Genomic DNA, 23,132 nt, shown 5'->3' on the forward strand with positions numbered 1-23,132 from the left:
CCAGCCTACGACCAGGCCACCGTAAGCTGGTGGGTATGTCCAATCGTGTTTCGTCACCGCTTCTCGACGCACTGCGAACCCGGGTCGTGGTGGCCGACGGTGCGATGGGGACCGCACTGCAGGCCCATGACCTCTCGCTGGATGATTTCGCCGGTCTCGAAGGCTGCAACGAGATCCTCAACGTCACCCGGCCGGACGTCGTGAAGAGCGTTCACCGTGGTTATCTCGAGGCCGGTGCGGACGCGATCGAGACCAACACGTTCGGCACGAACTTCGCCAACCTCGCCGAGTACGACATCCCGGAGCGCATCTTCGAGCTGTCGGTCGAGGGCGCCAAACTGGCCCGCGAGGTCGCCGACGAGTTCTCGACGCCGGACCGTTCTCGTTTCGTGCTCGGTTCGGTCGGCCCCGGCACCAAGCTGCCCACCCTCGGGCACGCCCCGTTCGTCACGCTGCGTGACGCGTACCAGGAATCGGTCCGCGGCCTGCTCGCCGGCGGGGTCGACGCGGTGCTCGTCGAGACCACTCAGGACATCCTCCAGACCAAGGCCTCGATCATCGCCGCGCACCGCGCGATGGCCGCCGAGGGCCGCCGGGTCCCGATCATCGCCTCGATCACCGTCGAGACCACCGGCACCATGCTGCTCGGCACCGAGGTCAACGCCGCGCTCGCCGCGCTGGAGCCGCTCGGCATCGACCTGATCGGCCTCAACTGCGCCACCGGCCCCGCCGAGATGAGCGAGCACCTGCGCCAGCTCTCCCGGCACGCCCGCGTCCCGCTCTCGGTGATGCCGAACGCGGGCCTGCCCGAGCTCGGCCCGAACGGCGCGGTCTACCCGCTCGGCCCGGAAGGACTGGCCGAGGCGCTGTCCGGGTTCGTCCGCGAGTTCGGCGTCGGGCTGGTCGGCGGCTGCTGCGGCACCACCGACGAGCACATCCGCCAGCTGGTCGCGGCCGTCGCCGACCTCCAGCCGGCCGCGCGGCGACCGCGTCCCGAGCCCGGCGTGTCCTCGCTCTACCAGGCGGTGCCGTTCCAGCAGGACGCCAGCGTGCTGATGATCGGCGAGCGCACCAACGCCAACGGCTCCAAGAAGTTCCGCGAGGCGATGCTCGAAGGCCGCTTCGAGGACTGCGTCGAGATCGCCCGCGACCAGACCCGCGACGGCGCGCACATGCTCGACCTCTGCATCGACTACGTGGGTCGCGACGGCGTCGCCGACATGGCCGAGCTGGCCGGTCGCCTGGCCACCGCGTCGACGCTGCCGATCATGCTCGACTCCACCGAGCCCGCCGTGCTGCAGGCCGGGCTGGAGCAGCTCGGCGGCCGCTGCGCGGTCAACTCGGTCAACTACGAGGACGGCGCCGGCCCCGACTCGCGGTTCCAGCGGATCATGCGGCTGGTGCGGGAACACGGCGCCGCGGTCGTCGCGCTGACCATCGACGAGGAAGGCCAGGCGCGCACCGCCGAGTGGAAGGTCCGGATCGCCAAGCGGCTGATCGAGGACCTGACCCAGAACTGGGGCATGCGGGTCGAGGACATCATCGTCGACTGCCTGACCTTCCCGATCTCCACCGGGCAGGAGGAGGTCCGCCGCGACGCGATCGAGACCATCAACGCGATCCGCGAGCTCAAGAAGCTCTACCCCGCCGTGCGGACCACGCTCGGACTGTCCAATGTGTCCTTCGGGCTGAACCCGGCGGCCCGCCAGGTGCTGAACTCCGTGTTCCTGCACGAATGCGTGCAGGCGGGGCTGGACACCGCGATCGCGCACTCGTCGAAGATCCTGCCGATGGCGCGCATCCCCGACGAGCAGCGCGCCGTCGCGCTCGACCTGGTCTACGACCGCCGCCGCGAGGGCTACGACCCGCTGCAGGAGCTGATGGCCCTGTTCGAGGGCGTCAGCGCCGCGTCGAGCAAGGCCTCCCGCGCGGAGGAACTCGCGCGGCTGCCGCTGTTCGAGCGGCTGGAGCGCCGGATCGTCGACGGCGAGCGCAACGGGCTCGACGCCGACCTCGACGACGCGCTCAAGGAGCGCCCGGCGCTGCAGATCATCAACGACACCCTGCTGTCCGGCATGAAGACCGTCGGCGAGCTGTTCGGGTCGGGGCAGATGCAGCTGCCGTTCGTGCTGCAGTCGGCCGAGGTGATGAAGGCGGCCGTCGCGTTCCTCGAACCGCACATGGAGAAGGAAGACGACAGCGGCAAGGGCCGCATCGTGCTGGCGACCGTGCGCGGCGACGTGCACGACATCGGCAAGAACCTCGTCGACATCATCCTGAGCAACAACGGCTACGAGGTGGTCAACCTCGGCATCAAGCAGCCGATCACCACGATCCTCGAAGCGGCCGAAGAGAACAACGTCGACGCGATCGGCATGTCCGGCCTGCTGGTGAAGTCCACGGTGATCATGAAGGAGAACCTCGAGGAGATGAACTCCCGAGGCGTTTCCGCGCGCTGGCCGGTGCTTTTGGGCGGCGCGGCGCTGACTCGGTCCTATGTGGAGAACGACCTCACCGAGATGTACCTCGGCGATGTCCGCTACGCCCGCGACGCGTTCGAGGGCCTGCGGCTGATGGACGCGATCATGGCAGCCAAGCGCGGCGAGTCGCCGATCATCGACGCCGAGGCGGAGGCCAAGCGCGCCGAGCGCAAGGCGCGTCGTGAGCGTTCGCTGCGCATCGCGGAAGCGCGGAAAGCCAAGCTGGAAGCCGAAGATCCCATCGAGGACCAGCCTGCTCGCTCGGACGTCGCGACCGACGTCCTGGTCCCGTCGCCGCCGTTCTGGGGCAGCCGGGTGATCAAGGGCGTGCCGTTGGCCGACTACGCGTCGATGCTCGACGAGCGCGCGACGTTCATGGGCCAGTGGGGCCTCAAGGGCGCGCGCGGCGGCGCCGGACCGTCCTATGAGGACCTTGTCGAGTCCGAGGGCAGGCCGCGGCTGCGGTACTGGCTGGACCGGCTCGCCACCGACGGGCTGTTGCAGCACGCGGCCGTCGTCTACGGCTACTTCCCTTGCGTGGCCGAAGGAAACGACCTCGTCGTGCTGACGGAGCCGTCGCCGGACGCGCCGGAGCGCACGCGCTTCAGCTTCCCCCGGCAGAAGCGCGACCGCCGGATGTGCCTGGCCGACTTCTACCGCCCGCGTGAACTGGCGCTGGCGGCGGGCGAGGTCGACGTCGTCCCGTTCACCCTGGTGACCATGGGGCAGCCGATCGCGGACTACGCCAACGAGCTGTTCGCCGCCAACTCGTATCGGGATTACCTGGAGGTGCACGGTCTCGGCGTGCAGCTCACCGAGGCGCTCGCGGAGTACTGGCACTGCCGGATCCGGCAGGAACTGCGGTTCTCCAGCGGCGCGGCGATGTCCGATGAGGACCCCGAAGACGTCGAGGACTTCTTCAAGCTGGGTTACCGCGGCGCGCGGTTCTCGCTCGGCTACGGCGCCTGTCCCGACCTCGAAGACCGCGCGAAGATCGTCGAGCTGCTGGAGCCGGAGCGGATCGGCGTCAAGCTGTCCGAGGAGTTCCAGCTGCACCCCGAGCAGTCGACCGACGCCATCGTCTGCCACCACCCCGAAGCCAAGTACTTCAACACGTAGGAGTGAATGTGAGCGAATTGTCCGCCGTGCTGTGGGACATGGACGGCACGCTGGTCGATTCCGAGAAGCTGTGGGACGTGGCGCTGTACGAGTGCGCGGAGTGGCTCGGCGGGACCATCTCGGAAGAGCAGCGCATGACGCTGGTCGGCTCCAACATGAACGACACATCGAGCTACCTGCTCGAAGTGTGCGGCAAGCCGGCGACCCCGGAGGCGATCGCCGAGACGGGGGAGTGGATCCGCGACCGCACGGCCGGGCTGTTCGACGACGCGCTGCCGTGGCGTCCCGGCGCCCGGGAGGCGCTCGCCGCGGTGCGGAACGCGGGCATCCCGTCGGCGCTGGTCACCTCGACCGAGCGCTCGCTGACCGAGCTCGCGCTGCACACGATCGGGCGTGAGTTCTTCGACGTGACCGTGTGCGGCGACGAGGTCGGCGGCCTCAACAAGCCCCACCCGAAGCCGTATCTGCTGGCCGCGCAGCTCCTCGACGTCGACCCGAAGCTCTGCGTCGCCATCGAGGACTCCCCGCCCGGCGCCGCCTCGGCGGCCGCGGCGGGCTGCACCGTCCTGGTCGTCCCGAACGACGTCCCGGTCGACCCCGGCCCCCGCCGCGTCTTCCGCGACTCCCTGGCCGGCATCGGCGTCCCCGAGCTCCGCGACCTGCTGAACCCGGGATAAAGCCCGCTTTACTCCCGGGGATAAAGCGGGCTTTATCTCGCGGAGTAAAGCCCGCTTTATCCCGTCGACGCCGATGTCGTTTTTTCGCCAGCGCGAGGCGTCGGCAGGGGTGATGCTGGTGGGGTGCATGAGGACTTCGAGCGGTGTGTGCGGGCGGTCCAGTCGAAGGACGCCCGCTTCGACGGGTGGTTCTTCACCGCGGTGCTGACGACGCGCATCTACTGCCGTCCCAGCTGCCCGGTGGTGCCGCCCAAGCCCGAGAACATGACGTTCCACCCGAGCGCGGCCGCGGCCCAGCAGGCCGGGTTCCGGGCCTGCAAACGCTGCCGTCCCGACGCGAGTCCCGGCTCGCCGGAGTGGAACGTGCGCGCCGACCTGGTCGCCAGGGCGATGCGGCTGATCGCGGACGGCGTCGTCGACCGCGACGGCGTGCCGGGACTGGCGAGCAGGCTCGGCTACAGCGTGCGGCAGGTCGAGCGGCAGCTGATCGCCGAACTCGGCGCCGGGCCGCTGGCGCTGGCCAGGTCGCAGCGGGCGCAGACGGCCCGGCTGCTCATCGAGACGACCACGCTGCCGATGAGCGATCTGGCGCTGGCGGCCGGGTTCTCCAGCATCCGGACGTTCAACGACACCGTCCGCGAGGTCTTCGCGCTGTCGCCGACCGAGCTGCGCCGCCGGACGAAAGCGCAAGCCACGACCGGCACGATCGCGCTGCGGCTGCCGTTCCGCGCGCCGCTGTGCCCGGACAACCTGTTCGGGCATCTCGCCGCGACCGGCGTGCCGGGTGTCGAGGAGTGGCGTGACGGCGCGTATCGCCGGACGCTGCGGCTGCCGCACGGGCACGGCGTCGTCGCGCTGCGGCCGTTGCCGGAGCACATCGGCTGCCAGCTCACCCTGACCGACCTGCGTGACCTCTCGATGGCCATCAGCCGGTGCCGCTGGCTGCTCGACCTCGACGCCGACCCGGTCGCCGTCGACGAGCTGCTGTCCCGCGACCCGCTGCTCGCGCCGCTGGTGGCCAAGGAACCCGGCCGCCGGGTGCCGCGCACGGTCGACGGCGAGGAGTTCGCCGTGCGCGCGGTGCTCGGCCAGCAGGTGTCGACCGCCGCCGCCCGCACGCACGCCGCCAGGCTGGTCCAGGCGCACGGCGAGCCCATCGACGATCCGGACGGCGGCCTGACCCACCTCTTCCCGGACACGGAAGCGCTCAAAGAGGTGGATCCCGAGACGCTGGCCATGCCGAAATCCCGTCGCCGGACGCTGCTCACCTTGATCGAGACCATGGGCGACCTCGATCTCGGCGCCGGTTCGGACTGGGATCGCACGCGGGCCGCGCTGACCGAGTTGCCCGGTTTCGGCCCGTGGACGGTCGAGACGATCGCGATGCGCGCGCTCGGCGACCCGGACGCGTTCATCCCCAACGACCTCGGTGTGAAGCTCGCGGCGAAGGCGCTCGGCATCGAGAAGCTCGACGAGCACGCCGCGCGCTGGCGGCCGTGGCGCGCGTACGCCGTACAGCACCTCTGGGCGACCGGCGACCACCCCATCAACTACCTTCCCGCGTAAGGAGAAACACATGACCAGGACCCACGCCGTGCTCGACAGCCCGATCGGCAAGCTGACGTGCGTCGCGCAGGACGGCGCCCTCGCCGGGCTGTACATGGAGCAGCAGCGGCATCTCCCGAAGTTCGAGACATTCGGGCCGGAAGACGACGGCGCCGAGCTGTTCGCGCGGGTGGAAAGCCAACTCAAGGAGTACTTCGCGGGTCAGCGGCGTGAATTCGACCTGCCGATCACGTTCGCGGGCACCGAGTTCCAGCGTCGCGTGTGGACGGAACTGGCCGAGATCCCATATGGCGAGACGATTTCCTACGGTGAGCTCGCCCAGCGGCTCGGCAATCCCAGCGCCTCGCGGGCCGTCGGGCTGGCCAACGGCAAGAACCCGATCAGCGTCATCGTGCCTTGTCACCGCGTTGTCGGCTCGACCGGCGACCTGACCGGCTACGGCGGCGGAATCGAGCGGAAGCGCTTTCTGCTGGACTTCGAGCGCGGCCCGGTGGCGTTGTTCTAAGGCCGGGTCCAGCCGGTGGAATCGCGGATGGAAGGATCGGCGGTGTGAAGACCTTCGATGAGCTGTTCGCCGAGCTTGCCGAGCGCGCGCGTACCCGCCCCGACGGCTCCGGCACCGTCGCCGCGCTGGACGCGGGCGTGCACGCGCAGGGCAAGAAGGTGCTCGAAGAAGCCGGCGAGGTGTGGATCGCCGCCGAGCACGAATCCGACGAGCGGCTCGCCGAGGAGATCTCGCAGCTGCTGTACCGGCTCCAGGTGCTGATGCTGGGCCGTGGTCTGTCCATCGAGGACGTTTACCGCTACCTGTGAAAGAGGGAAGTCCGATGCTGCGTGTTGCCGTGCCGAACAAGGGAGCGCTCGCCGTTTCCGCTTCGGAGATGCTCGGTGAGGCGGGGTACCGGCAGCGCCATGAGGCTCGCGACCTGACCGTGCTCGACCCGCACAACGAGGTCGAGTTCTTCTACCTGCGGCCCAAGGACATCCCGATCTACGTCGGCTCCGGCGAGCTCGACCTCGGCATCACCGGCCGCGACCTGGCGATGGACTCCGGCGCCCCCGTCGACGAGACCCTCTCGCTCGGCTTCGGCGGCTCGACGTTCCGCTACGCCGCCCCCGCCGGCCGCGAGTGGAAGGTCGAGGACCTGCAGGGCAAGCGCCTCGCGACCTCGTACCCCAGGCTGGTCCGCAAGGACCTCGGCGCCCGCGGCATCGAGGCCGAGATCATCCGCCTCGACGGCGCGGTCGAGATCTCGATCCAGCTCGGCGTCGCCGACGCGGTCGCCGACGTGGTCGGCTCCGGCCGCACCCTGCGTCAGCACAACCTCGTCGCCTTCGGTGACGTCATCTGCCGCTCCGAGGGCGTGCTCGTGCACCGCGCCGGCCGCGAGCTGACCAAGGCACAGGCCCAGCTCTCGGCGCGCCTGCAGGGCGTCGTCTTCGCGCAGCAGTACATGATGCTCGACTACGACTGCCCCCGCGTGCTGCTCGAAAAGGCCATCGCGGTCTCCCCAGGCCTCGAGTCGCCGACCGTCGCCCCGCTCGCGCACGAAGACTGGGTCGCCGTCCGCGCGATGGTCCCGCGCAAGCAGGTCAACCAGATCATGGACGAACTCGCCGAACTCGGCGCCAAAGCGGTACTGGCCTCGGACATCCGCTCCTGCCGGCTGTGAGTGTCCTCCCGGCGTTCGCCCCCATCTGGGCGATCACCGGGCTCGGGTACCTGCTGAGCCGCTTCGCGGTGCTCGGCGACCGCGCGGACCAGGTGTTGACCCGGTTCGCGTTCACCGTCGCCATGCCCGCGGTGGTCTTCAGCACCCTGACCAGCACCTCCTTCTCGGCATTGGTCAACCCGGGACTGCTCGCGTTCGTCGCGGGCACCGCGGCGGTGGGCATCACCGCCGCGGTGCTCTCGCGCTGGGTCTTCCGCCGCAAGCGCGGCGAAGGCGTCGTCACCGGCATGGCCGCCTGCTACACGAACGCGGGCAACCTCGGCATCCCGGTCGCCCTGCAGGTGCTGGGCGGCTCGTCGTTCATCGTCTCGGTCCTGCTGATCCAGTCGCTGGGCATGATGCCGCTCATGCTCGGCCTCCTGGAGTCCGACGTCCCACGCGGCGAAAGCTCCCGCCTGCGCGCGCTGCTCATGCTCCCGGTCCGCAACCCGGTCATCGCGGCGTCGCTGCTCGGCGTGCTGGTCGGCACGACCGGCTTGCATCTGCCTGACCTGCTGATGCAGCCGATCCACACACTCGGCAACGCCGGTGTCGCCACCGCGCTTTTGGCGCTGGGCATGTCTTTGAACCCCGGCAAGACCGTCGTCACGGGCGAACCCCGCCGCGGCGAACTGACCATGGTCGTGGTGCTGAAGGTGATCGCGCAGCCGCTGGTCGCTTTGGGTGTCGGGCTGGCTTTGGGCCTGCCGCAGCCGGTCATGCTCGCCGCGGTGCTGTGCTCGGCCTTGCCCACGGCGCAGAACATCTTCATCGCGACGAGTCAGTACGCGATCGACAGCCGCTTCACCCGCGACGCGGTGTTGATCACGACTTTGCTGTCCATGGCAACGCTTTCCGTGATCGCGGCGCTGCTGAGCTAGTTGTGCAGCGCTGAGGCGAGGCGTGCGATGAGCTCGTCCGCGACGGCGTTCGCCGAATGACGCAGTGCTTCCGCCGGGATGGACTCTTCGGCGTCGAACCGGATGCGAACCCGTTCCTGAAGCGGAATCGCGTGCTGGTCGGCCGCGGCCGGATCAGGGCGGCCCAGCCGCACCAGGCCGACCGGGTCCAGCCCGATCGTCGGCGCGACCGAATCCGCGAGTGGCAGCTCGATTTCGGTGAGCAGTGCGAGCATTCCGCGCAGATGCGTGCTCAGGTCGTCCTCGTCGATGACCGAACCGATTTGCTCGCGCGGCAACTGGAACCAGCACGACCGCTGACCGGACCGGTGCACCGCGATGCCGGTTCCTGTCGCCCGATCGGTGGAATGTGCCCACGTCACGTCATCCGATGAGCTGACCTCGAGTCCTTCGGACGCCTTGAAAAACCCTTGCGCGCGGCCAAGTTCGGTCAGGGAGACGCTGCCGAGTTCCTCGTGGCGGAAACCGGGGTCGACCGGCACGAGGTGCAGTTCGACGGTGGCTCCCTGCGGGTGGGCGGTCAGTTCGGAGCGCCAGACGACCGGAAGGGCCTCAGCCAGGGGAGTCCACGACAACGACGACTCGGCGTGCGCGTGGCCTGGCTCCGGGGGAAGCATCGGAAGCGTCCCCAGCGGCGGGTGAACCTGCGTGGCCTGGTCGTCGTCATGCACCCGAAGACGATAGCAAACACGCGGCGCTCGCGAAAATTGACAATTCACGGGTATTCATGGCACTGGACATTAACGTGCCAGCTTGCGCGAGAACCTGGTTTTCCCGATTTGCGGGACTACGTTCTCCGGGCTATGACGACCTCCTTTTCGAAACCCCGCGAGCTTCACCTGGCGGACGTGAATCCCTTTCTGTCTATCACCGTTCTCGAATGCGTCGGTGACGATGTCGATGTTGCCTTCAAACAGTTCCAGCGCTTTCTGCGGAAAACGGCGAATGACCGTGGCCGCGCCCATGAGGTGAATGTCTGGTCGGAACGGACCGTCGGCGCCAGGGAGGTGGTCGACGAGGTCGGCGTGCTCGGCGACTTCGGGTTCGACGGGCTGTTCTTCATCGCCAGGGAACTGGTGCGGGTGCCTGGCTGGGCGAGCAAGGAGTCCGGGCTGGCCGACGTGTGCCAGCAGTTGATCATGGCGCTGCGGCGGAATCGGCTGGTCGCGGTGTACGGGGATGTGCCGAGTTCCGAACGGTTGCAGACCTGGGTGCGGCGGACGGGGACGTTCCGGTTCGTCGCGCAGCCGGTGCTGGCCGCGACGTTCAACGGGGACGCGCGGATGGTGTGGATGCGCGGGATGCACCGGCGGCGGGTGAGCAAGCCGGACAGCAAGGCGCTCGGCGGGCAGCGGGTGCAGGACACCTTGGACGGGCTGGACGACAGCACGTTCGCGCTGGCCGCGGCCAAGTTCTTCTACGAGCCGGTGGACGAAAAGGCGTTGCTGCGTGACGTGATCACGGTGAACCCCGGCAAGTCGACCATTTCCTGGAAGCGGACCTCCGATTTCCCGATGTTCCTGGCCGCCGCGGGCGAAGCGCTCGACATGCTCGAAAAAGCGCTGGTGAGCGAAGCGGAACCGGAGCCGCCGTTCGCCGAACTCGCCATCCCCGAAACCGACCTCGGCAAAGTGTGGGGCGCCTTCGAGATTTCGGTGGCGGACGTCGATGACGAGGAGGCGGACGAGGAGTTGGCCGAGCGCGCCGAGCTGCTCCGGTCAGCGATACTCGAGGTGCGTGAGGTCTCGGGCTCTCCGGGCGCGCTCGTCGAAGTCGGTCTCGACGGCTCGGCCGCGGGCACGCTGCTGATCAAGCCGAGCAAGGTCGGCGACGGCGTCCAGCTCGACGTGCGGTACTCGGGAGCGCCCAGCGCGGAGCAGATCGCCAGGCGGATCAAGGAGGCCATCGGTGACGGTGACCTGCTGACCGTGCACTACCAATCCGGCCACGCGTTCAACAACCGCCAGGTCTTCCGGGAGAACCTCAAGTCGGATCCGTTCCCGAACCTCAGGTTCGCGGATTTCACCGGTCACCGGGTCACGAAGGAGAAGCCCACGTTCGGCAAGGGGAAGTCGCTCCACGACGCGATCGGTCAGCCCGGCGACGACTCGTTGTTCGCCTGGGTGGTCAAGACCTTCGACCAGGGCTGGCTCCTGTGCGACGACGGCGCAGGCGAGGTAGCGGACTTCCTGCACCTCGCCGAAGACGGCACGCTGACCGCGATCCACGTCAAGGCGGCAGGCAACCTCAGTGCCGATCGCCGCATCGCGGTGACCGCCTTCGAGGAAGTGGTGAGCCAGACGGTCAAGAACGTCCGGCGGCTGCGGACCGACGAGCTGCTCGCCCGCTTCGACGGGAAGCTGCTCGAAACCCGCGCGGCCTGGCACGACGGCGTGCGGGTGGCAGGTGCGGAGTTCCTCGACGAGCTGCGCGTCCGGGTGCCCAGCGATCACACCAAGGTGATCATCGTCCAGCCGCATCTGCTGGAGACCGTGCACGACAGCGCCCGCGAAGCGACGCGCCTCGGCAAGGTGACGAGGGACTCGGCGAGCCTCGCGCTGCTCGACGACCTGTTGCACCGCACCAGAAAGAGCGTGGTCACCCTGTGGGCGGACCTGACCGTGATCGGCTCAGCCTGAGGTCAGGACCGGGATAAAGCGGGCTTTACTTCGCGGGATAAAGCCCGCTTTATCCCGGGGAGTAAAGCGGGCTTTATCGCGGTCAGTGCGGGGGGCGCGGGCGTTTGGGCATGAGGTCGTAGAGGCCTTTGCGGGCGCCGTTGTCGTTGGTGTTGCGGGCTTGGGAGACCTGGGTGATGAAGTCCTCGAAGATGAAGTCCTCTTCGGCGGGGATCACCGCGGGCTGCGGGCGCTGGGCGTAGTACCCGTCGAGCGTCTCCGCGATCTCGCGGAACGAGACCGCCTGGATGGTCTCCGGGGCGTAGGTGGTCACCGGGACGCCGTGCGCCGCGGCCTCGTTCATCACCACGCCGAGCGGGATGTGGGACAGCATCGGGATGCCGAAGCCGTAGAGCTCCTGCAACGCCGCCGCCGCGTAGTGCGAGATCGGGCGGCGGTACAGGCCGGGGACGATGCCGAAGTAGGCGATCGGGGGCCGGTTGACCGTCTGCTGGACGTAGTTGACCTGGTCGTTGAGCAACCGGAGCGCGCGGATGCTGGTGCGGTCTGGCTGGACCGGGACCAGGATGCCGTGCGAAGCGGCGAGCGCGTTGTTGGTAAGCACGTCGAGCGCGGGCGGGCAGTCGATGACGATGTGGTCGTAGTTCGCGAACTGCAGGACCCTGGCGAGCTGCCAGCCGGGCACCCGGAACTGGTCGAGCCTGCGGATGAGGTCGAACATCCCCGGCGAGGTCGGGATGACGTCGAAACAGCCGCCCCGGCCGACGTTGCTGCGGGGATGCGGCACGATCAGCTCTTCGACCGGGCCCTTCCAGATCTTGGTGAGCGCTTTCGCCAGGCTCGGCGCCTCGGCGGGTGCTTCGGACAGGCCGAGCATCTCCGTGGTGGCGTGGCCCTGGGGGTCCAGGTCGATGAGCAGGACGCGCCGTCCGCGCTCGGCCAGCGCCGCCGCCGCGCCGACGCTGAGCGAGGTCTTGCCGACCCCGCCTTTCTGGTTGACCACCGAGGTGATCTGCATTCTGGGCATGCTCCCTGGTTCGTGGTTGGCGCGAAGGGTATTCGATCTACGGTCAGCCCGCACGGGTTCGGACCAACAGCGCCTGCGCCCCCGTTCCTACCTGCCCTGACAGATCGTGCAGCGTACTGGTCGCGGTGCCGAGCCCGTGCGCGCCGACGGTGGTCCGCGCGTCGAGGCCGATCCAGTCGCCCTCCGGGGTGCGGACCAGGTGGACCGTCAGGTCGGTGTTGATGAACCACCAGCGGCGCGGATCGAGGAAGTTGGACACGCCGTTGCCGGAGTCGGCGAAGGTGAACAGCCGCTGCAACGGGCTGATCTTCTCGCCGTCGACGAGCTCGACGCGCGGGCGGCCCCACACCGCGCAGGCGCCCGGCTGGTCCGGACCACCGCGCACGGCCCGCAACTCCATCGCTTCGAGGTAGCCGCCGTGCCAGCCCTCCGGCCACTGGGCCTCCGGCGCGTCGTCCGGCAGCGGTCGCAGCGGTTCGGCCAGGTTCGCGGTGATCTCGTCGGTGTCCGAAGTGGAGATACGCCACGCCGACGCGCGCGCGACCGTGCGGCTGCCGTCGCGCAGCTCCGCCGAGAGCAGCTCGACCGAGCGGCCGGGGCGGTCCAGACCAGCGCTGACGGTCAGTTCCGTCAGCGGCGCCGGGCCGAGAATCTCGACGGTTACCCGCGCGAGTTGCTTGCCCTGCGCGCCTTCGACACCTTCGAGCGCGCGCACGAGCAGCGCCGACGGGGGCCCGAAGTGCTGGGCGTCGGGGTTCCACGGCCCGGCCGTGTGCGCGGTCGGCTGGAACCGCCCGTCGCCGAGCGGCAGGAAGAACGCGTCGGCCATCAGTCCGCCCTGTCTATCGGGGTCTCGTCGCCCGCGTCCGGCTCCGGCCAGCCCGGATACTCCGGCGGCGTGCCGCCGAACGACGGGCAGCGCGCCTGGTGATCGCACCAGCCGCACAGCTTGCTCGGGTTCGGCCGGAAGTCGCCGGTCTTGCCCGCCTTGAGAATGGCCTGCCAGATCGCTTCCAGCGTCCGCTCGAAGCGCAGCAGCTCCGCCTCGTCCGGCGTGTACGCCAGCGACTGCCCGTCCGTGAGGTACATCAGCTTGAGCTGGCGCGGCACGATCCCGCGCAGCCGCCACAGCACGACCGCGTAGAACTTCATCTGGAACAACGCCTTCGCCTCGCCGATCTCGCGCGGCGCGGCGCCGGTCTTGTAGTCGACCACGCGCATCTCACCGGTCGGCGCGACGTCGACCCGGTCGACGTACCCGCGCAGCAGCACCCCGGAGCCCAGCTCGATCTCGACGTGCAGCTCGCACGCCTCCGGCTCGAACCTGGTCGGGTCCTCGAGGCCGAAGTAGGTGTCGATCAGCTTGAGCGCCGACTCCAGCCACTTGCCGACCTGCTCCGGCTTGTCCTCGGCGAACAGCTCGGTCCACTCGGGCCGCTCGGCCGACAGCTCCGCCCACGCCGGTTCGAGCAGCTCCTTCGCCCGCGCGGGCAGCCGATCCGGCTGGGGGAGCGCGAACAGCTTCTCCAGCACCGAATGGACCAGCGTGCCGCGCAGCTGCGCCTTCGTCGGCACTTCGGGCAGCCGGTCGACCGCGCGGAAGCGGTACAGCAGCGGGCACTGCTTGAAGTCGCTGGCGCGTGACGGCGACAGCGCCGGACGCCTGCGCGCGACCGGTCCCGTCGTCGGTTCACTCACCTCGGTGCTCTGCGACATGGGGCGAGCGTATCTCCCACCACCGACAGGTTCGGGGACCGCAACACCTCACCCGATCGCGCCCATCGAGATCACTCGACTCCCACACGGCGGCCCGTAGGCTTCTGACGTGGCAGCCACCAGTCAGCAGGGCGCGGGTTCGCATCGGCGATCCGTGCTGGACGGCGGGCTGCTCCTGTTCCGGGTCGACGGGGTGCCGGTGCTGCTGGCGCCCTCGTGGTGGATCGGCTCGCTGGTCGTGGTCGTGCTCTACGCGCCACTGGTCGGCAGGCTGCTGCCCGGCGCGTCGATGACGACGTCGTGGCTGCTCGCGGCGGCCTTCGCGATCCTGCTCGGGCTTTCCGTACTGGCACACGAACTTGGCCACTGTCTCGTCGCGCTGCGGCTCGGCATCCCGGTCCGGCGGCTGCGGTTGTTCCTGCTCGGCGGCGTCTCGGAAGTCGCGCGCACGCCGCGCAAGCCGGGCCAGGAAGGCCTCGTCGCGGCGGCCGGCCCGATCGTCTCGCTCGGGCTCGGCGCGTTCTGCGCGGTGCTCATGCTGGCCGTGCCGTCCGGCGGGTCGGCGTGGCTGCTGGTCGCCGAATGCGCGGTCGCGAACTTCGCGGTCGGCGTGTTCAACCTGCTGCCGGGGCTGCCGCTCGACGGCGGCCGGATGCTGCGCGCCGGCGTCTGGGCGATCACCGGCAAGCGCGCCAACGGCACCAAGGCCGCGGTCGTCGGCGGCGGGCTGGTCGCGTTCGGGCTGATGGTCTGGGCGCTGTGGGGACTCGCGGCGGGCGCCGAGGACCGCTGGCTGCGGCTCGGCGTGTGTGTCGTCACAGCGTGGTTCGTCGCGATGGGCGCGAGCGGTGAGCTCGCCGCCGAGAGCAGGCGCAGCTGGCCGGAAGGCCTCGCGCTCGCCCAGCTGATCCGGCCCGTTCTCCAGCTGCCCGCCGAAAGCCCGGTCGCGGACGCGCTCGCCGCGTCGGCGGGGCGTGGTGTGATGCTGGTGCGCGCGGACGGTGTCGCGGCCGGGCTGCTCGACGAAACGGCCGCTCAGCGGCTCGCGGCGGAAAGCCCGCTCTCGCCTGCCGAACTCGCCGCGGAGCCGATCCGCGCGGAGACGGTGCTGCTCGCCTCCGAGCCGGGCGAGGAGATCGCCGAACGGGTGCGGGAAACCCCGGCCTGGCAGTTCCTGGTGGTCGACGACGAGGGCAGGCCCGCGGGCGTGCTGCGCCGCGAGGACCTGCGTGCCGCGATGTCGGGGCACTTGCCCGGCTGACTCGGCGACCTGCGACGATCAGACGTCACGTTTCGTCGTTGGAGGTTCGAGTGTCGGTCAGTGGACCGTTTCAGGTGGGGGACCGGGTTCAGTTGACGGACCCGAAGGGGCGGCACTACACGATGGTGCTCGAACCCGGCGCGGAGTTCCACACCCACCGCGGCGCGCTGCTGCACGACGACGTCGTCGGACTGCCGGAAGGCTCGATCGTGGTCTCCGGCGGCGGCACGTCCTACCTCGCGCTGCGCCCGCTGCTGCCCGACTACGTCCTCTCGATGCCGCGCGGCGCGCAGGTCATCTACCCGAAGGACGCCGCGCAGATCGTCATGTGGGGCGACATCTTCCCCGGCGCGCGCGTGCTCGAAGCCGGGGCAGGCTCCGGCGCGCTGACCTGCTCGCTGCTGCGCGCGGTCGGGCCGACCGGGACCGTCCAGTCGTACGAGATCCGCGACGACCACGCCGAGCACGCCGAGCGCAACGTCAAGCGGTTCTTCGGCAGCAAGCCGGACAACTGGTCGCTGACGGTCGACGACCTGTCCTCGCACGAGGGCCAGGTCGACCGGGTCGTGCTGGACATGCTCGCGCCGTGGGACCAGCTGCCGACGGTCGCGAAGAACCTCGTGCCCGGCGGCGTGCTGACCGTCTACGTCGCGACGGTGACCCAGCTCTCCCGGATCACCGAGGCGTTGCGTGAGCAGCAGTGCTGGACCGAGCCGGACTCGTGGGAAACGCTGATGCGGCCGTGGCACGTGGTCGGCCTGGCCGTGCGCCCCGATCACCGGATGGTCGCGCACACCGCGTTCCTGCTGACCGCGCGCCGCCTCGCCGATGGCGTCGTCTCGCCGCGCGTGCAGCGGCGTCCGAGCAAGGGCGCTTAACCCGGGATGCACCACCGATCCGCTTTCTTGCGGATCGGGAAATCGGTGTCCTTTTTGCCGCCGTTGCCGCTTTCGACGTGGATGGTGATGGTCGCGCGTTCGCCTGCGACCTTCACCGGCTGCACCATCGTCGCGGTGACAGTGCCCGCTGTGTCCCATTTGTCCTGAAGTTGTTTCAGCGCGGCGGGACTCTGCGGTTCGCAGGCGAGTTTCCCGAACGCGGCCGAATCGGCTTGGGTGATCGCCGCGGCGATCGCCTGCCCGGTCGCGACGAGCTCGCTCTCGACCAGCGACGGGCTGGTCAGCGTCGACGTCGGTGCCGGGCGTGGCGGCGGTGGCGCGGACGGCGCCGGTTCCGGCTCGCGCGGGCCGATCAGCAGCAGGCCGGTGAGCACACCGGCCACGACGACACCGAGCAGGACGAGCCCCGCGTAGAGGCGCTTCCTGCCCGGTGACGAGGCTGGGCTCAGCTGTCCGCCAGCCCGTTGTAGCACCAGAGTCCGGCTTCCTTCTTCAGCTTGATCACGCCGTTCTGGGACTTGCCGTCGAAGGTCGCCTTGATCGGCGCCTTCGCGGTGTCGCCGGTCTCGACCGGCGCGCCGGTCGACTCGGCCTGCGCGGTCGGGTTCACCGGGAGGTCGTCCTTCTGGTTCGCGCTGCGGCACGCCGCGCTGCCCAGCGCCTTGCCGTCGTGCGCGTTGATGGCGGCGACGACACCGTCGGCCATCTCCTGCGCGCTCGGCTTGCCGCCGGGCGCCGGGCCCGCCGAGCCGGTCGGCTTCGCGCTGCCGGTGGCGGACGGCGAACCGGTCGCGGACGGCTTCTTCGAGCTGGGGTTGCCCCCGGGGCCGGGCGCCGGCGAGGACGGGCCGGGCGTCTGGCTGGTGGCGACGTCGTTGGTCTTGCCGTCGTCGTTGTTCAGCCAGATGATCAGGCCCGCCGCGCCGCCGAGCACCACGACCGCGGCGATGGCGATGCCGACGATCAGGCCGGTCTTCTTCTTCGGCGGCTCGGGGTCGACACCGAAACCACCCGGATAGACGCCCTGCTGCTGGCCCCACTGGTCGCCGCCCTGCGGGAACTGCTGGGTGCCGCCGGGGTAACCACCCTGCTGGCCCCACTGCGGCTGCTCCTGGCCCCACTGAGGCTGCTGCGCGGGCTGCTGCTGGCCCCACTGGTCGCCCTGCTGGCCCCATTGCGGCTGCTGGGGCGGCTGGGCGGGCGGATAGCCGCCCTGCTGCGGTTGCTGGCCGCTCGGCGGGTAACCGCCGCCAGGCTGCTGTCCGTACGGTCCCGGCTGCTGTCCGTACGGTCCCGGCTGCTGCCCGTACGGACCTGGCTGCTGCGGCGGGTAGGTCATCAAAGCTCCCTGACTGGCTGGCGTGAAACACCTGGTCGGCCCCAAGCGGAACGTGGCCCGATGCTAACCACGGGCACGCTCGCCCGCGCGGTTAGGTGCCACTGGCGCTGGGTATCAGTGCTGCGACGCGCAGGACGGCGCGCCGGTTCCCGCACCGGCCGTGGAGTGTTCCGGTGGCCGGGTCCCGGTGAGTGGATCTCGCGAATCGTGCGCAATCCCGGCGCACGGACGGTAGTGATCGGAGGTGTTCTTCGTGCACCGTATTGGACTCTTGTGCTTGGGAAATCTCCGTGCTGTTGCAAGGTCGAAAGGGCGACGCGCCGATCCTGTGATGCGGAAAGGACTTTTATTGTCGGTGATCGCCGGTACCGTGGACTGAAAAGCACTCCGAGGAGGTGCCCGATGCACCATGACCTTCCCGGAGGTCGGCATGAAGATGCCGACCCTTCAGAAACGACTGGAGCTGGAATCACGTCGGACGAACAAGCGCGGCAGGTCCGTTTCCTCGAAGAGGAAGTGGCCCTCCTGCGTCGTAAGCTGACGGACTCGCCTAGGCAGAACCGCGTTCTCGAACAGCGACTCGCCGAGGCGTCGGAACGTGTGAGCCAACTCACTGAGCGCAACACGAAGCTGGTCGAGACCCTCCGTGAGGCTCGAGGCCAGTTGCTCGCTCTCCGTGAGGAAGTGGACCGGCTCGCCCAACCACCGAGTGGTTACGGCGTTTTCGTGGAAGCGTTCGAGGATGGCACGGTCGACGTGTTCACCGCCGGGCGCAGGATGCGGGTTTCGGTCTCACCCGCGGTCGAGGTCGAGTCACTGCAGCGTGGCCAGGCGCTTCGTCTCAACGAAGCACTGACCGTGGTGGAGGGCGGCGGCTTCGAGCGCACGGGCGAGGTGTGCGCACTGCGCGAGGTGCTGGCCCCGGAGCAGGACGGCGGTCCATACCGCGGTCTCGTTGTCGGGCACGCCGACGAAGAGCGAGTGGTCTTCCTGTCCGACCCGTTGGCGGATCAGCCCCTCAAGCCGGGCGACTCGCTGCTGGTCGACTCGAAGGCGGGGTACGCCTATGAGCGGGTGCCCAAGGCCGAGGTCGAGGACCTCGTGCTCGAAGAGGTCCCCGACGTCCAGTACGAGGACATCGGTGGCCTGAGCAGGCAGATCGAGCAGATCCGCGACGCGGTGGAGCTGCCCTTCCTGCACGCCGACCTGTACCTGGAGTACCAGCTGCGGCCGCCGAAGGGCGTGCTGCTCTACGGTCCTCCCGGGTGCGGTAAGACCCTGATCGCCAAGGCCGTCGCCAACTCGCTGGCGAAGAAGGTCGCGGCGGCCAAGGGTGAGGACGGCACGGCCAAGGAAGTGAAGTCCTACTTCCTCAACATCAAGGGTCCCGAGCTGCTCAACAAGTTCGTCGGCGAGACCGAGCGGCACATCCGCCTGATCTTCCAGCGGGCGCGGGAAAAGGCGTCCGAAGGTACGCCGGTGATCGTGTTCTTCGACGAGATGGACTCGATCTTCCGCACCCGTGGCAGCGGCGTGTCGTCCGATGTCGAGACGACGATCGTGCCGCAGCTGCTCTCGGAGATCGACGGTGTCGAGGGGCTGGAGAACGTCATCGTCATCGGCGCCTCCAACCGCGAGGACATGATCGACCCGGCGATCCTGCGGCCGGGCAGGCTCGACGTCAAGATCAAGATCGAGCGTCCCGACGCCGAAGGCGCCAAGGACATCTTCTCCAAGTACCTGCTCACCGGGTTGCCCATCCATCAAGACGATCTGGCCGAGTTCGGTGGCGACACCAAGGCCACGATCGACGCGATGATCCAGCACACCGTCGAGCGGATGTACGAGGAGACCGACGAGAACCGGTTCCTCGAGGTCACCTACGCCAACGGTGACAAGGAAGTCCTGTACTTCCGCGACTTCAACTCGGGCGCGATGATCCAGAACATCGTGGACCGGGCGAAGAAGTCGGCGATCAAGTCCGTGCTGGAGACCAACCAGCCCGGCCTGCGCGTGCAGCACCTGCTGGACGCGATCGTCGACGAGTTCGCGGAGAACGAGGACCTGCCGAACACCACCAACCCGGACGACTGGGCCCGTATCTCCGGCAAGAAGGGCGAGCGGATCGTCTACATCCGCACGCTCGTCACCGGCAAGAACACGGACTCCGGCCGGGCGATCGACACGGCCACGAACACCGGCCAGTACCTGTAAGACCCCGTACGCAACGCCCCGTTCGCAGCCTGCGAACGGGGCGTTTCGTCATGCGTGGGGGTCGTGAGTGGTACGGCCGGTTCTAACCGGTCTAAACACTCACGACCGCTGGCCTGCGGCGCTTGAGGGTGAGGCGGCCGTGGGCGGCCAGGATGCCGAGGATGACCAGCAGCGCGCCGGCGGGCTGGTTCCAGGTCAGGGGTTCGTGCAGGACGACCACGCCGAGCACGACGCCGACGACCGGCGTGAGGTAGGTGACCGCGGCCGCGTTGGTGGCGCCCCAGGCGACGATGATGCGGGCGTTCCAGATGTAGGCGACACCCGTGCTGAGCGCGCCGAGCGCGGCCATGCTGAGCGCGACGGCGAGGTTCAGGTGGACAGGCCCCGTGGCCACCAGCGGGCTGAGCGCGAGCATCATGACCGTGCCGAGCGTGACCTGCCCGAAGGCGAGCACGGTCGGCTCGATGTGGCGCTTGCCGAGGAAGTGGCGCATGTAGACGAACGACGTGCCGTAACAGGTCGCCGCGCCGAGGCAGGCGAGTTGCCCGAGCAGGTCGGCGCTGCCGAGGCCGTTCCAGACGCCGACGATCGTGAGCACGCCGGCGAAGCCGAAACCGAGGCCGATCGTGGCGCCGCGGGTGAGGCGTTCCTGTCGCAGGATGACGCCACCGATGAGCACGGTCAGCAGTGGCGTCGTCGCGTTGAAGATGCTCGCGAGCCCCGAGGAGATGCGGGTTTCGGCCCAGGCGAAGAGCTGGAACGGGATCACGCACATCAACAGGCCCATCACGGCGAAATGCCCCCAGATGACCGGTTCGCGGGGCAGGCGCGGGCGCTGGATCAGGACGATCAACGCCAGCGCGAGCGCGCCGAAGGCGAGGCGGGCGAGCGCGACCTGACTGGGGGAGAGGCCGGTGAGACCGACCTTGATGAAGAGGAAGCTCGCGCCCCACAGCGTCGCGAGCAGGCCGAATCGCAGCGCGATCCCGATGTTGCCGGTCATGGTGACAGTCAACGGGGCAAGGCACTTCCGATGCCAGCGGATTTCGGACATGGGTGTCCAAGGTCTCCCGGCGTGGCGTGGCGCCCGCTGGACGTATAACGACCTATACTGCGGGGCATGGATGAGCACAGGATGAGCGCGCCGATCACGTCCGCGGATGTCTTGGCGTGGCTGGAAAACGCCACGGAGGCGGTCCGGCGGGGCGAGCTGGACGCCGACTCGATCATCGGCCTGCTCGGCGAGTTCCGGCAGGCGTCGACGGCGTGCGCGAACGCGTCCGACTGGCTGCTGCTCGCCGCGCGCGAGGAGGGCGCCAGCCTGCGCCAGATCGCGCCGGTCTTCGGCAAGGGGTATGTGCGCGCGCCCGCCGCGCGGCTGGAAAAACTGCACAGGCAGGTCCAGAATTCGGGCCAGTGGCTCGAAATCCTGCGCAGGCACGAGGCCTAGTCGCCCGTTAAGGTGCTGAGGTGTCCACTTCCACGCACTCGCTGGCCAGGGTCGGGCTTGGGCTGGCCGCGCTCGGCCGCCCCGCCTACATCAACGTCGGCCGGGCGGACCAGCTCCCGCCCAGCCGTGACATCGAGGCCATGCGGGGCGCGACGCACGAGGTGCTCGACGCCGCTTATCAAGCCGGGGTCCGCTGGATCGACACCGCGCGGTCGTACGGGCTGGCTGAGGAGTTCCTCGCCGACTGGCTGACCGAGCGGCGGCCCGAAGGCGTGACGGTGTCGAGCAAATGGGGTTACGCGTACGTCGGCGGCTGGCGGCTCGACGCGGAAGTGCACGAGGCCAAAGAGCATTCGCTCGCCCGTTTCCGTGCACAGTGGACGGAGAGCCGCGAGCGTCTCGGCGATGTACTCGCGCTCTACCAAGTGCATTCGCTGACCGCGGACAGCCCGCTCTTCGACGACCAAGCGTTGGTGGAAGCGATGGCGGCGCTGGCCGATGAGGGCGTGCGTGTCGGTTTCTCCACGTCGGGACCGGCGCAGGCCGACACGATTCGCCGCGCGTTCGAGCTGACGGCGCAAGGGTGTCCCGTCTTCACCTCCGTCCAGTCGACCTGGAACCTGCTCGAACAGTCGGCAGGCGACGCGCTCGCCGAGGCGGCCGAAGCCGGGAATTCCGTGCTGGTCAAGGAAACCCTGGCCAACGGCAGGCTGGTCGTCGACCCGCCGCCCGTCATCGCGGCGTTCGCGAGCGACCGGAACGTCACGCCGGACGCGGTCGCGGTGGCTGCCGTGCTGGCTCAGCCGTGGGCGTCGACCGTGCTCGTCGGACCGGCGAGCACGGCACAGCTCGCGTCGAATCTTCGAGGCGCCGGACTCGACCTCGGCGCCGGCGATTTGGCGCTGCTGTGTGGTTTCCGTGAATCCGCCGGTGGCTACTGGGCGAACCGATCCTCCCTGCGATGGCAGTGAGCGGCTCGACTACCCTCCTCGCCATGCGTCATCGGGGAGTCGCGGCCGTCGCCGCGGTGGCAGTGCTGGGATTGTCGGGCTGCGCCGACCGGCCGAACGACCTCGACACCTACTACGACGACCCGGCGCCGGCCGCGAAGCCGAGCGCCCCGGCTCCGAAGCCGCCGGCGCCGTCCTCGTCGCTCCTGCCGCCGCCCAAGCCGAATCCGGCGACCTTCCCCGGGCTGACCGACGACGACCTGTCCGACGAAGGCGTGCACCGGGTGGCGAACAAGCCGGTCACCGGCTGCCTGGCCGAACTGCCGGAGGGCACGACGAAGGACGAGCACTGGCAGTACTCGTCCGGCGCGTCGCTGGTCCAGCGGGTCACGCACTACGGCTCCGGCGCGGACGTGCTCAAGGACTTCACCTGCGACGGGCAGGAGCGCACCATCCCCAAGGTGGCGCGCGCCTCGGCCCAGCGTGTCTCCTGCGAGGGCGACACGTGCACGGTGCTGGTCGCCTGGCAGCCGTACGTGCTCGGCCTGCAGGTCACCGCGAGCACGCCGACGCGTGCGCTCGACACCGCCAAGCGGCTCGCGCCGATCCTCGGCGAGAAGATCCGCTAGCCGAAGCGGCGGAACCACTCCCGGATGCCCTGGCGGCCGTCCGGGATGAACGGGCTGTCCGGATCGTCGACCCAGGCCCGCAGCTCGTCCAGCGGCATCCAGCGGCCGTCGACGATCTCCTCGGGCTGATGAACAACCGGCCCGTCCCAGCGCACTTCGAAGGCGAAGTTGTGACAGCGGATCGTGCCGTCTTGGTAAACGTCGACGAAGAGCGGGACCGGGCTTACTCCTGAGATGCCGAGTTCTTCGGCGAGTTCACGGGTCGCGCACTCGGCGGGCGTCTCACCGGCCGCGACGACACCGCCCGCCCAGCAGTCCCACGTACCGGGATAGACATCCTTGTCAGGGGCGCGCAAATGCACGTAGACGGCGGTTCCGTCGCCCGAACGGACCAGCACCACGCCCGAGGCGTGCCACAGACCTTCGGCGCGCATCACCCTCCTGGGTGCGCTTCCGACCACTGCTCCAGCGGGGTCATAGAGGGCAACGAGTTCGTCACTGGCAGACACGCGGCCATCATCGCAGTGGCTCAAC

The 23,132-nt window shown here is 69.2% G+C and carries 23 protein-coding genes; 14 read left to right on the forward strand and 9 right to left on the reverse strand.

Annotated features, from left to right (window positions below; genetic code table 11):
* Window positions 1–35: 35 nt before the first annotated feature.
* The 7 genes from metH (at window position 36) to AB5J62_RS15645 (ending at window position 8,435) form a co-directional block, all read left to right on the forward strand.
* Complete coding sequence (metH, locus tag AB5J62_RS15615; protein WP_370948933.1) at window positions 36–3,599, forward strand: methionine synthase; 3,564 nt, start codon at window positions 36–38, stop codon at window positions 3,597–3,599.
* 8 nt (window positions 3,600–3,607) lie between these two features.
* Entirely contained in the window at window positions 3,608–4,276 is a 669-nt protein-coding gene (locus AB5J62_RS15620) for an HAD family hydrolase (protein WP_370948934.1), read from the forward strand.
* A 123-nt stretch (window positions 4,277–4,399) separates the two neighbouring features.
* Window positions 4,400–5,842 (forward strand): DNA-3-methyladenine glycosylase 2 family protein, encoded by a 1,443-nt coding sequence (locus AB5J62_RS15625; protein ID WP_370948935.1) that lies wholly within the window; start codon window positions 4,400–4,402, stop codon window positions 5,840–5,842.
* Between the two features lie 10 nt (window positions 5,843–5,852).
* The gene (locus AB5J62_RS15630; RefSeq protein WP_370948936.1) at window positions 5,853–6,347 is read left to right on the forward strand and encodes a methylated-DNA--[protein]-cysteine S-methyltransferase; all 495 of its coding nucleotides are present in this window, start codon (window positions 5,853–5,855) and stop codon (window positions 6,345–6,347) included.
* Window positions 6,348–6,391: 44 nt separating this feature from the next.
* Window positions 6,392–6,655 (forward strand): phosphoribosyl-ATP diphosphatase, encoded by a 264-nt coding sequence (locus tag AB5J62_RS15635; RefSeq protein WP_091292903.1) that lies wholly within the window; start codon window positions 6,392–6,394, stop codon window positions 6,653–6,655.
* 14 nt (window positions 6,656–6,669) lie between these two features.
* Window positions 6,670–7,515 carry an ATP phosphoribosyltransferase gene (gene hisG, locus AB5J62_RS15640; protein WP_370948937.1) on the forward strand — a complete coding sequence of 282 codons (846 nt, stop codon included), beginning with the start codon at window positions 6,670–6,672 and terminating at the stop codon, window positions 7,513–7,515.
* Window positions 7,512–8,435 (forward strand): AEC family transporter, encoded by a 924-nt coding sequence (locus tag AB5J62_RS15645; protein ID WP_370948938.1) that lies wholly within the window; start codon window positions 7,512–7,514, stop codon window positions 8,433–8,435. Before hisG ends, AB5J62_RS15645 begins: the two co-directional genes overlap by 4 nt.
* On the opposite strand, the gene AB5J62_RS15650 is transcribed toward AB5J62_RS15645, so the two are convergent.
* Together AB5J62_RS15650 and AB5J62_RS15655 are read right to left on the reverse strand one after the other, a co-directional pair.
* Window positions 8,432–9,145 (reverse strand): hypothetical protein, encoded by a 714-nt coding sequence (locus AB5J62_RS15650; protein ID WP_370948939.1) that lies wholly within the window; start codon window positions 9,143–9,145, stop codon window positions 8,432–8,434. The genes AB5J62_RS15645 and AB5J62_RS15650 overlap by 4 nt on opposite strands.
* Before the next feature lie 69 nt (window positions 9,146–9,214).
* Window positions 9,215–9,439, reverse strand: coding sequence for a hypothetical protein (locus AB5J62_RS15655; protein WP_370948940.1), 225 nt, complete (start codon window positions 9,437–9,439; stop codon window positions 9,215–9,217).
* Between the two features lie 3 nt (window positions 9,440–9,442).
* Here AB5J62_RS15655 and AB5J62_RS15660 point away from each other — a divergent pair, with 3 nt between their 5' ends.
* Window positions 9,443–11,113, forward strand: a complete 1,671-nt coding sequence (locus AB5J62_RS15660; protein WP_370948941.1) for a hypothetical protein — start codon at window positions 9,443–9,445, stop codon at window positions 11,111–11,113.
* Window positions 11,114–11,195: 82 nt separating this feature from the next.
* On the opposite strand, the gene AB5J62_RS15665 is transcribed toward AB5J62_RS15660, so the two are convergent.
* From AB5J62_RS15665 to AB5J62_RS15675, 3 genes are read right to left on the reverse strand one after another with little or no spacing between them, the layout of a single operon-like run.
* Complete coding sequence (locus AB5J62_RS15665) at window positions 11,196–12,131, reverse strand: ParA family protein (RefSeq protein ID WP_370950271.1); 936 nt, start codon at window positions 12,129–12,131, stop codon at window positions 11,196–11,198.
* 52 nt (window positions 12,132–12,183) lie between these two features.
* The gene (locus AB5J62_RS15670) at window positions 12,184–12,969 is read right to left on the reverse strand and encodes a thioesterase family protein (RefSeq protein ID WP_370948942.1); all 786 of its coding nucleotides are present in this window, start codon (window positions 12,967–12,969) and stop codon (window positions 12,184–12,186) included.
* A complete protein-coding gene (locus tag AB5J62_RS15675) occupies window positions 12,969–13,856 on the reverse strand; it encodes a RecB family exonuclease (protein ID WP_370948943.1) in 888 nt (295 codons plus the stop codon). Before AB5J62_RS15675 ends, AB5J62_RS15670 begins: the two co-directional genes overlap by 1 nt.
* 109 nt (window positions 13,857–13,965) lie before the next feature.
* Here AB5J62_RS15675 and AB5J62_RS15680 point away from each other — a divergent pair, with 109 nt between their 5' ends.
* Together AB5J62_RS15680 and AB5J62_RS15685 are read left to right on the forward strand one after the other, a co-directional pair.
* Window positions 13,966–15,117: a site-2 protease family protein gene (locus AB5J62_RS15680; RefSeq protein ID WP_370948944.1), complete on the forward strand. Its 1,152-nt coding sequence runs from the start codon at window positions 13,966–13,968 to the stop codon at window positions 15,115–15,117.
* Window positions 15,118–15,167: 50 nt separating this feature from the next.
* Window positions 15,168–15,995, forward strand: coding sequence for a tRNA (adenine-N1)-methyltransferase (locus AB5J62_RS15685; protein ID WP_370950272.1), 828 nt, complete (start codon window positions 15,168–15,170; stop codon window positions 15,993–15,995).
* Here AB5J62_RS15685 and AB5J62_RS15690 read toward each other — a convergent pair.
* Both AB5J62_RS15690 and AB5J62_RS15695 read right to left on the reverse strand, forming a co-directional pair.
* On the reverse strand, window positions 15,992–16,489 hold the full coding sequence (locus AB5J62_RS15690) for a hypothetical protein (protein WP_370948945.1): 498 nt from the start codon (window positions 16,487–16,489) through the stop codon (window positions 15,992–15,994). The genes AB5J62_RS15685 and AB5J62_RS15690 overlap by 4 nt on opposite strands.
* The gene (locus AB5J62_RS15695) at window positions 16,462–17,355 is read right to left on the reverse strand and encodes a hypothetical protein (RefSeq protein WP_370948946.1); all 894 of its coding nucleotides are present in this window, start codon (window positions 17,353–17,355) and stop codon (window positions 16,462–16,464) included. Before AB5J62_RS15695 ends, AB5J62_RS15690 begins: the two co-directional genes overlap by 28 nt.
* A gap of 402 nt (window positions 17,356–17,757) precedes the next feature.
* Here AB5J62_RS15695 and arc point away from each other — a divergent pair, with 402 nt between their 5' ends.
* Window positions 17,758–19,569: a proteasome ATPase gene (gene arc / locus AB5J62_RS15700; protein ID WP_370948947.1), complete on the forward strand. Its 1,812-nt coding sequence runs from the start codon at window positions 17,758–17,760 to the stop codon at window positions 19,567–19,569.
* A 91-nt stretch (window positions 19,570–19,660) separates the two neighbouring features.
* Here arc and AB5J62_RS15705 read toward each other — a convergent pair whose 3' ends face one another.
* Entirely contained in the window at window positions 19,661–20,572 is a 912-nt protein-coding gene (locus tag AB5J62_RS15705; protein WP_370948948.1) for a DMT family transporter, read from the reverse strand.
* Window positions 20,573–20,689: 117 nt separating this feature from the next.
* Here AB5J62_RS15705 and AB5J62_RS15710 point away from each other — a divergent pair, with 117 nt between their 5' ends.
* Genes AB5J62_RS15710 through AB5J62_RS15720 form a run of 3 tightly spaced genes read left to right on the forward strand, consistent with a single transcriptional unit; the run spans window position 20,690 to window position 22,598 of the window.
* Window positions 20,690–21,019, forward strand: a complete 330-nt coding sequence (locus AB5J62_RS15710) for a hypothetical protein (RefSeq protein ID WP_370948949.1) — start codon at window positions 20,690–20,692, stop codon at window positions 21,017–21,019.
* Between the two features lie 20 nt (window positions 21,020–21,039).
* Window positions 21,040–21,990 (forward strand): aldo/keto reductase, encoded by a 951-nt coding sequence (locus AB5J62_RS15715; protein ID WP_370948950.1) that lies wholly within the window; start codon window positions 21,040–21,042, stop codon window positions 21,988–21,990.
* A gap of 23 nt (window positions 21,991–22,013) precedes the next feature.
* Window positions 22,014–22,598, forward strand: coding sequence for a hypothetical protein (locus AB5J62_RS15720; protein WP_370948951.1), 585 nt, complete (start codon window positions 22,014–22,016; stop codon window positions 22,596–22,598).
* Here AB5J62_RS15720 and AB5J62_RS15725 read toward each other — a convergent pair.
* A complete protein-coding gene (locus AB5J62_RS15725; protein WP_370948952.1) occupies window positions 22,595–23,107 on the reverse strand; it encodes an NUDIX hydrolase in 513 nt (170 codons plus the stop codon). The genes AB5J62_RS15720 and AB5J62_RS15725 overlap by 4 nt on opposite strands.
* Window positions 23,108–23,132 lie beyond the last annotated feature (25 nt).

Source organism: Amycolatopsis sp. cg5, assembly GCF_041346955.1.
GTDB lineage: Bacteria > Actinomycetota > Actinomycetes > Mycobacteriales > Pseudonocardiaceae > Amycolatopsis.

Excerpts from the sequence above, each read along its gene's own strand:
- metH (WP_370948933.1), top strand. The coding sequence starts at position 36 with ATGTCCAATCGTGTTTCGTCACCGCTTCTCGACGCACTGCGAACCCGG.
- AB5J62_RS15630 (WP_370948936.1), top strand. The coding sequence starts at position 5,853 with ATGACCAGGACCCACGCCGTGCTCGACAGCCCGATCGGCAAGCTGACG.
- hisG (WP_370948937.1), top strand. The coding sequence starts at position 6,670 with ATGCTGCGTGTTGCCGTGCCGAACAAGGGAGCGCTCGCCGTTTCCGCT.
- AB5J62_RS15655 (WP_370948940.1), bottom strand. The coding sequence starts at position 9,439 with ATGGGCGCGGCCACGGTCATTCGCCGTTTTCCGCAGAAAGCGCTGGAA.
- AB5J62_RS15665 (WP_370950271.1), bottom strand. The coding sequence starts at position 12,131 with ATGCAGATCACCTCGGTGGTCAACCAGAAAGGCGGGGTCGGCAAGACC.
- AB5J62_RS15670 (WP_370948942.1), bottom strand. The coding sequence starts at position 12,969 with ATGGCCGACGCGTTCTTCCTGCCGCTCGGCGACGGGCGGTTCCAGCCG.
- AB5J62_RS15675 (WP_370948943.1), bottom strand. The coding sequence starts at position 13,856 with ATGTCGCAGAGCACCGAGGTGAGTGAACCGACGACGGGACCGGTCGCG.
- AB5J62_RS15695 (WP_370948946.1), bottom strand. The coding sequence starts at position 17,355 with ATGACCTACCCGCCGCAGCAGCCAGGTCCGTACGGGCAGCAGCCGGGA.
- arc (WP_370948947.1), top strand. The coding sequence starts at position 17,758 with ATGCACCATGACCTTCCCGGAGGTCGGCATGAAGATGCCGACCCTTCA.
- AB5J62_RS15705 (WP_370948948.1), bottom strand. The coding sequence starts at position 20,572 with ATGACCGGCAACATCGGGATCGCGCTGCGATTCGGCCTGCTCGCGACG.
- AB5J62_RS15710 (WP_370948949.1), top strand. The coding sequence starts at position 20,690 with ATGGATGAGCACAGGATGAGCGCGCCGATCACGTCCGCGGATGTCTTG.
- AB5J62_RS15720 (WP_370948951.1), top strand. The coding sequence starts at position 22,014 with ATGCGTCATCGGGGAGTCGCGGCCGTCGCCGCGGTGGCAGTGCTGGGA.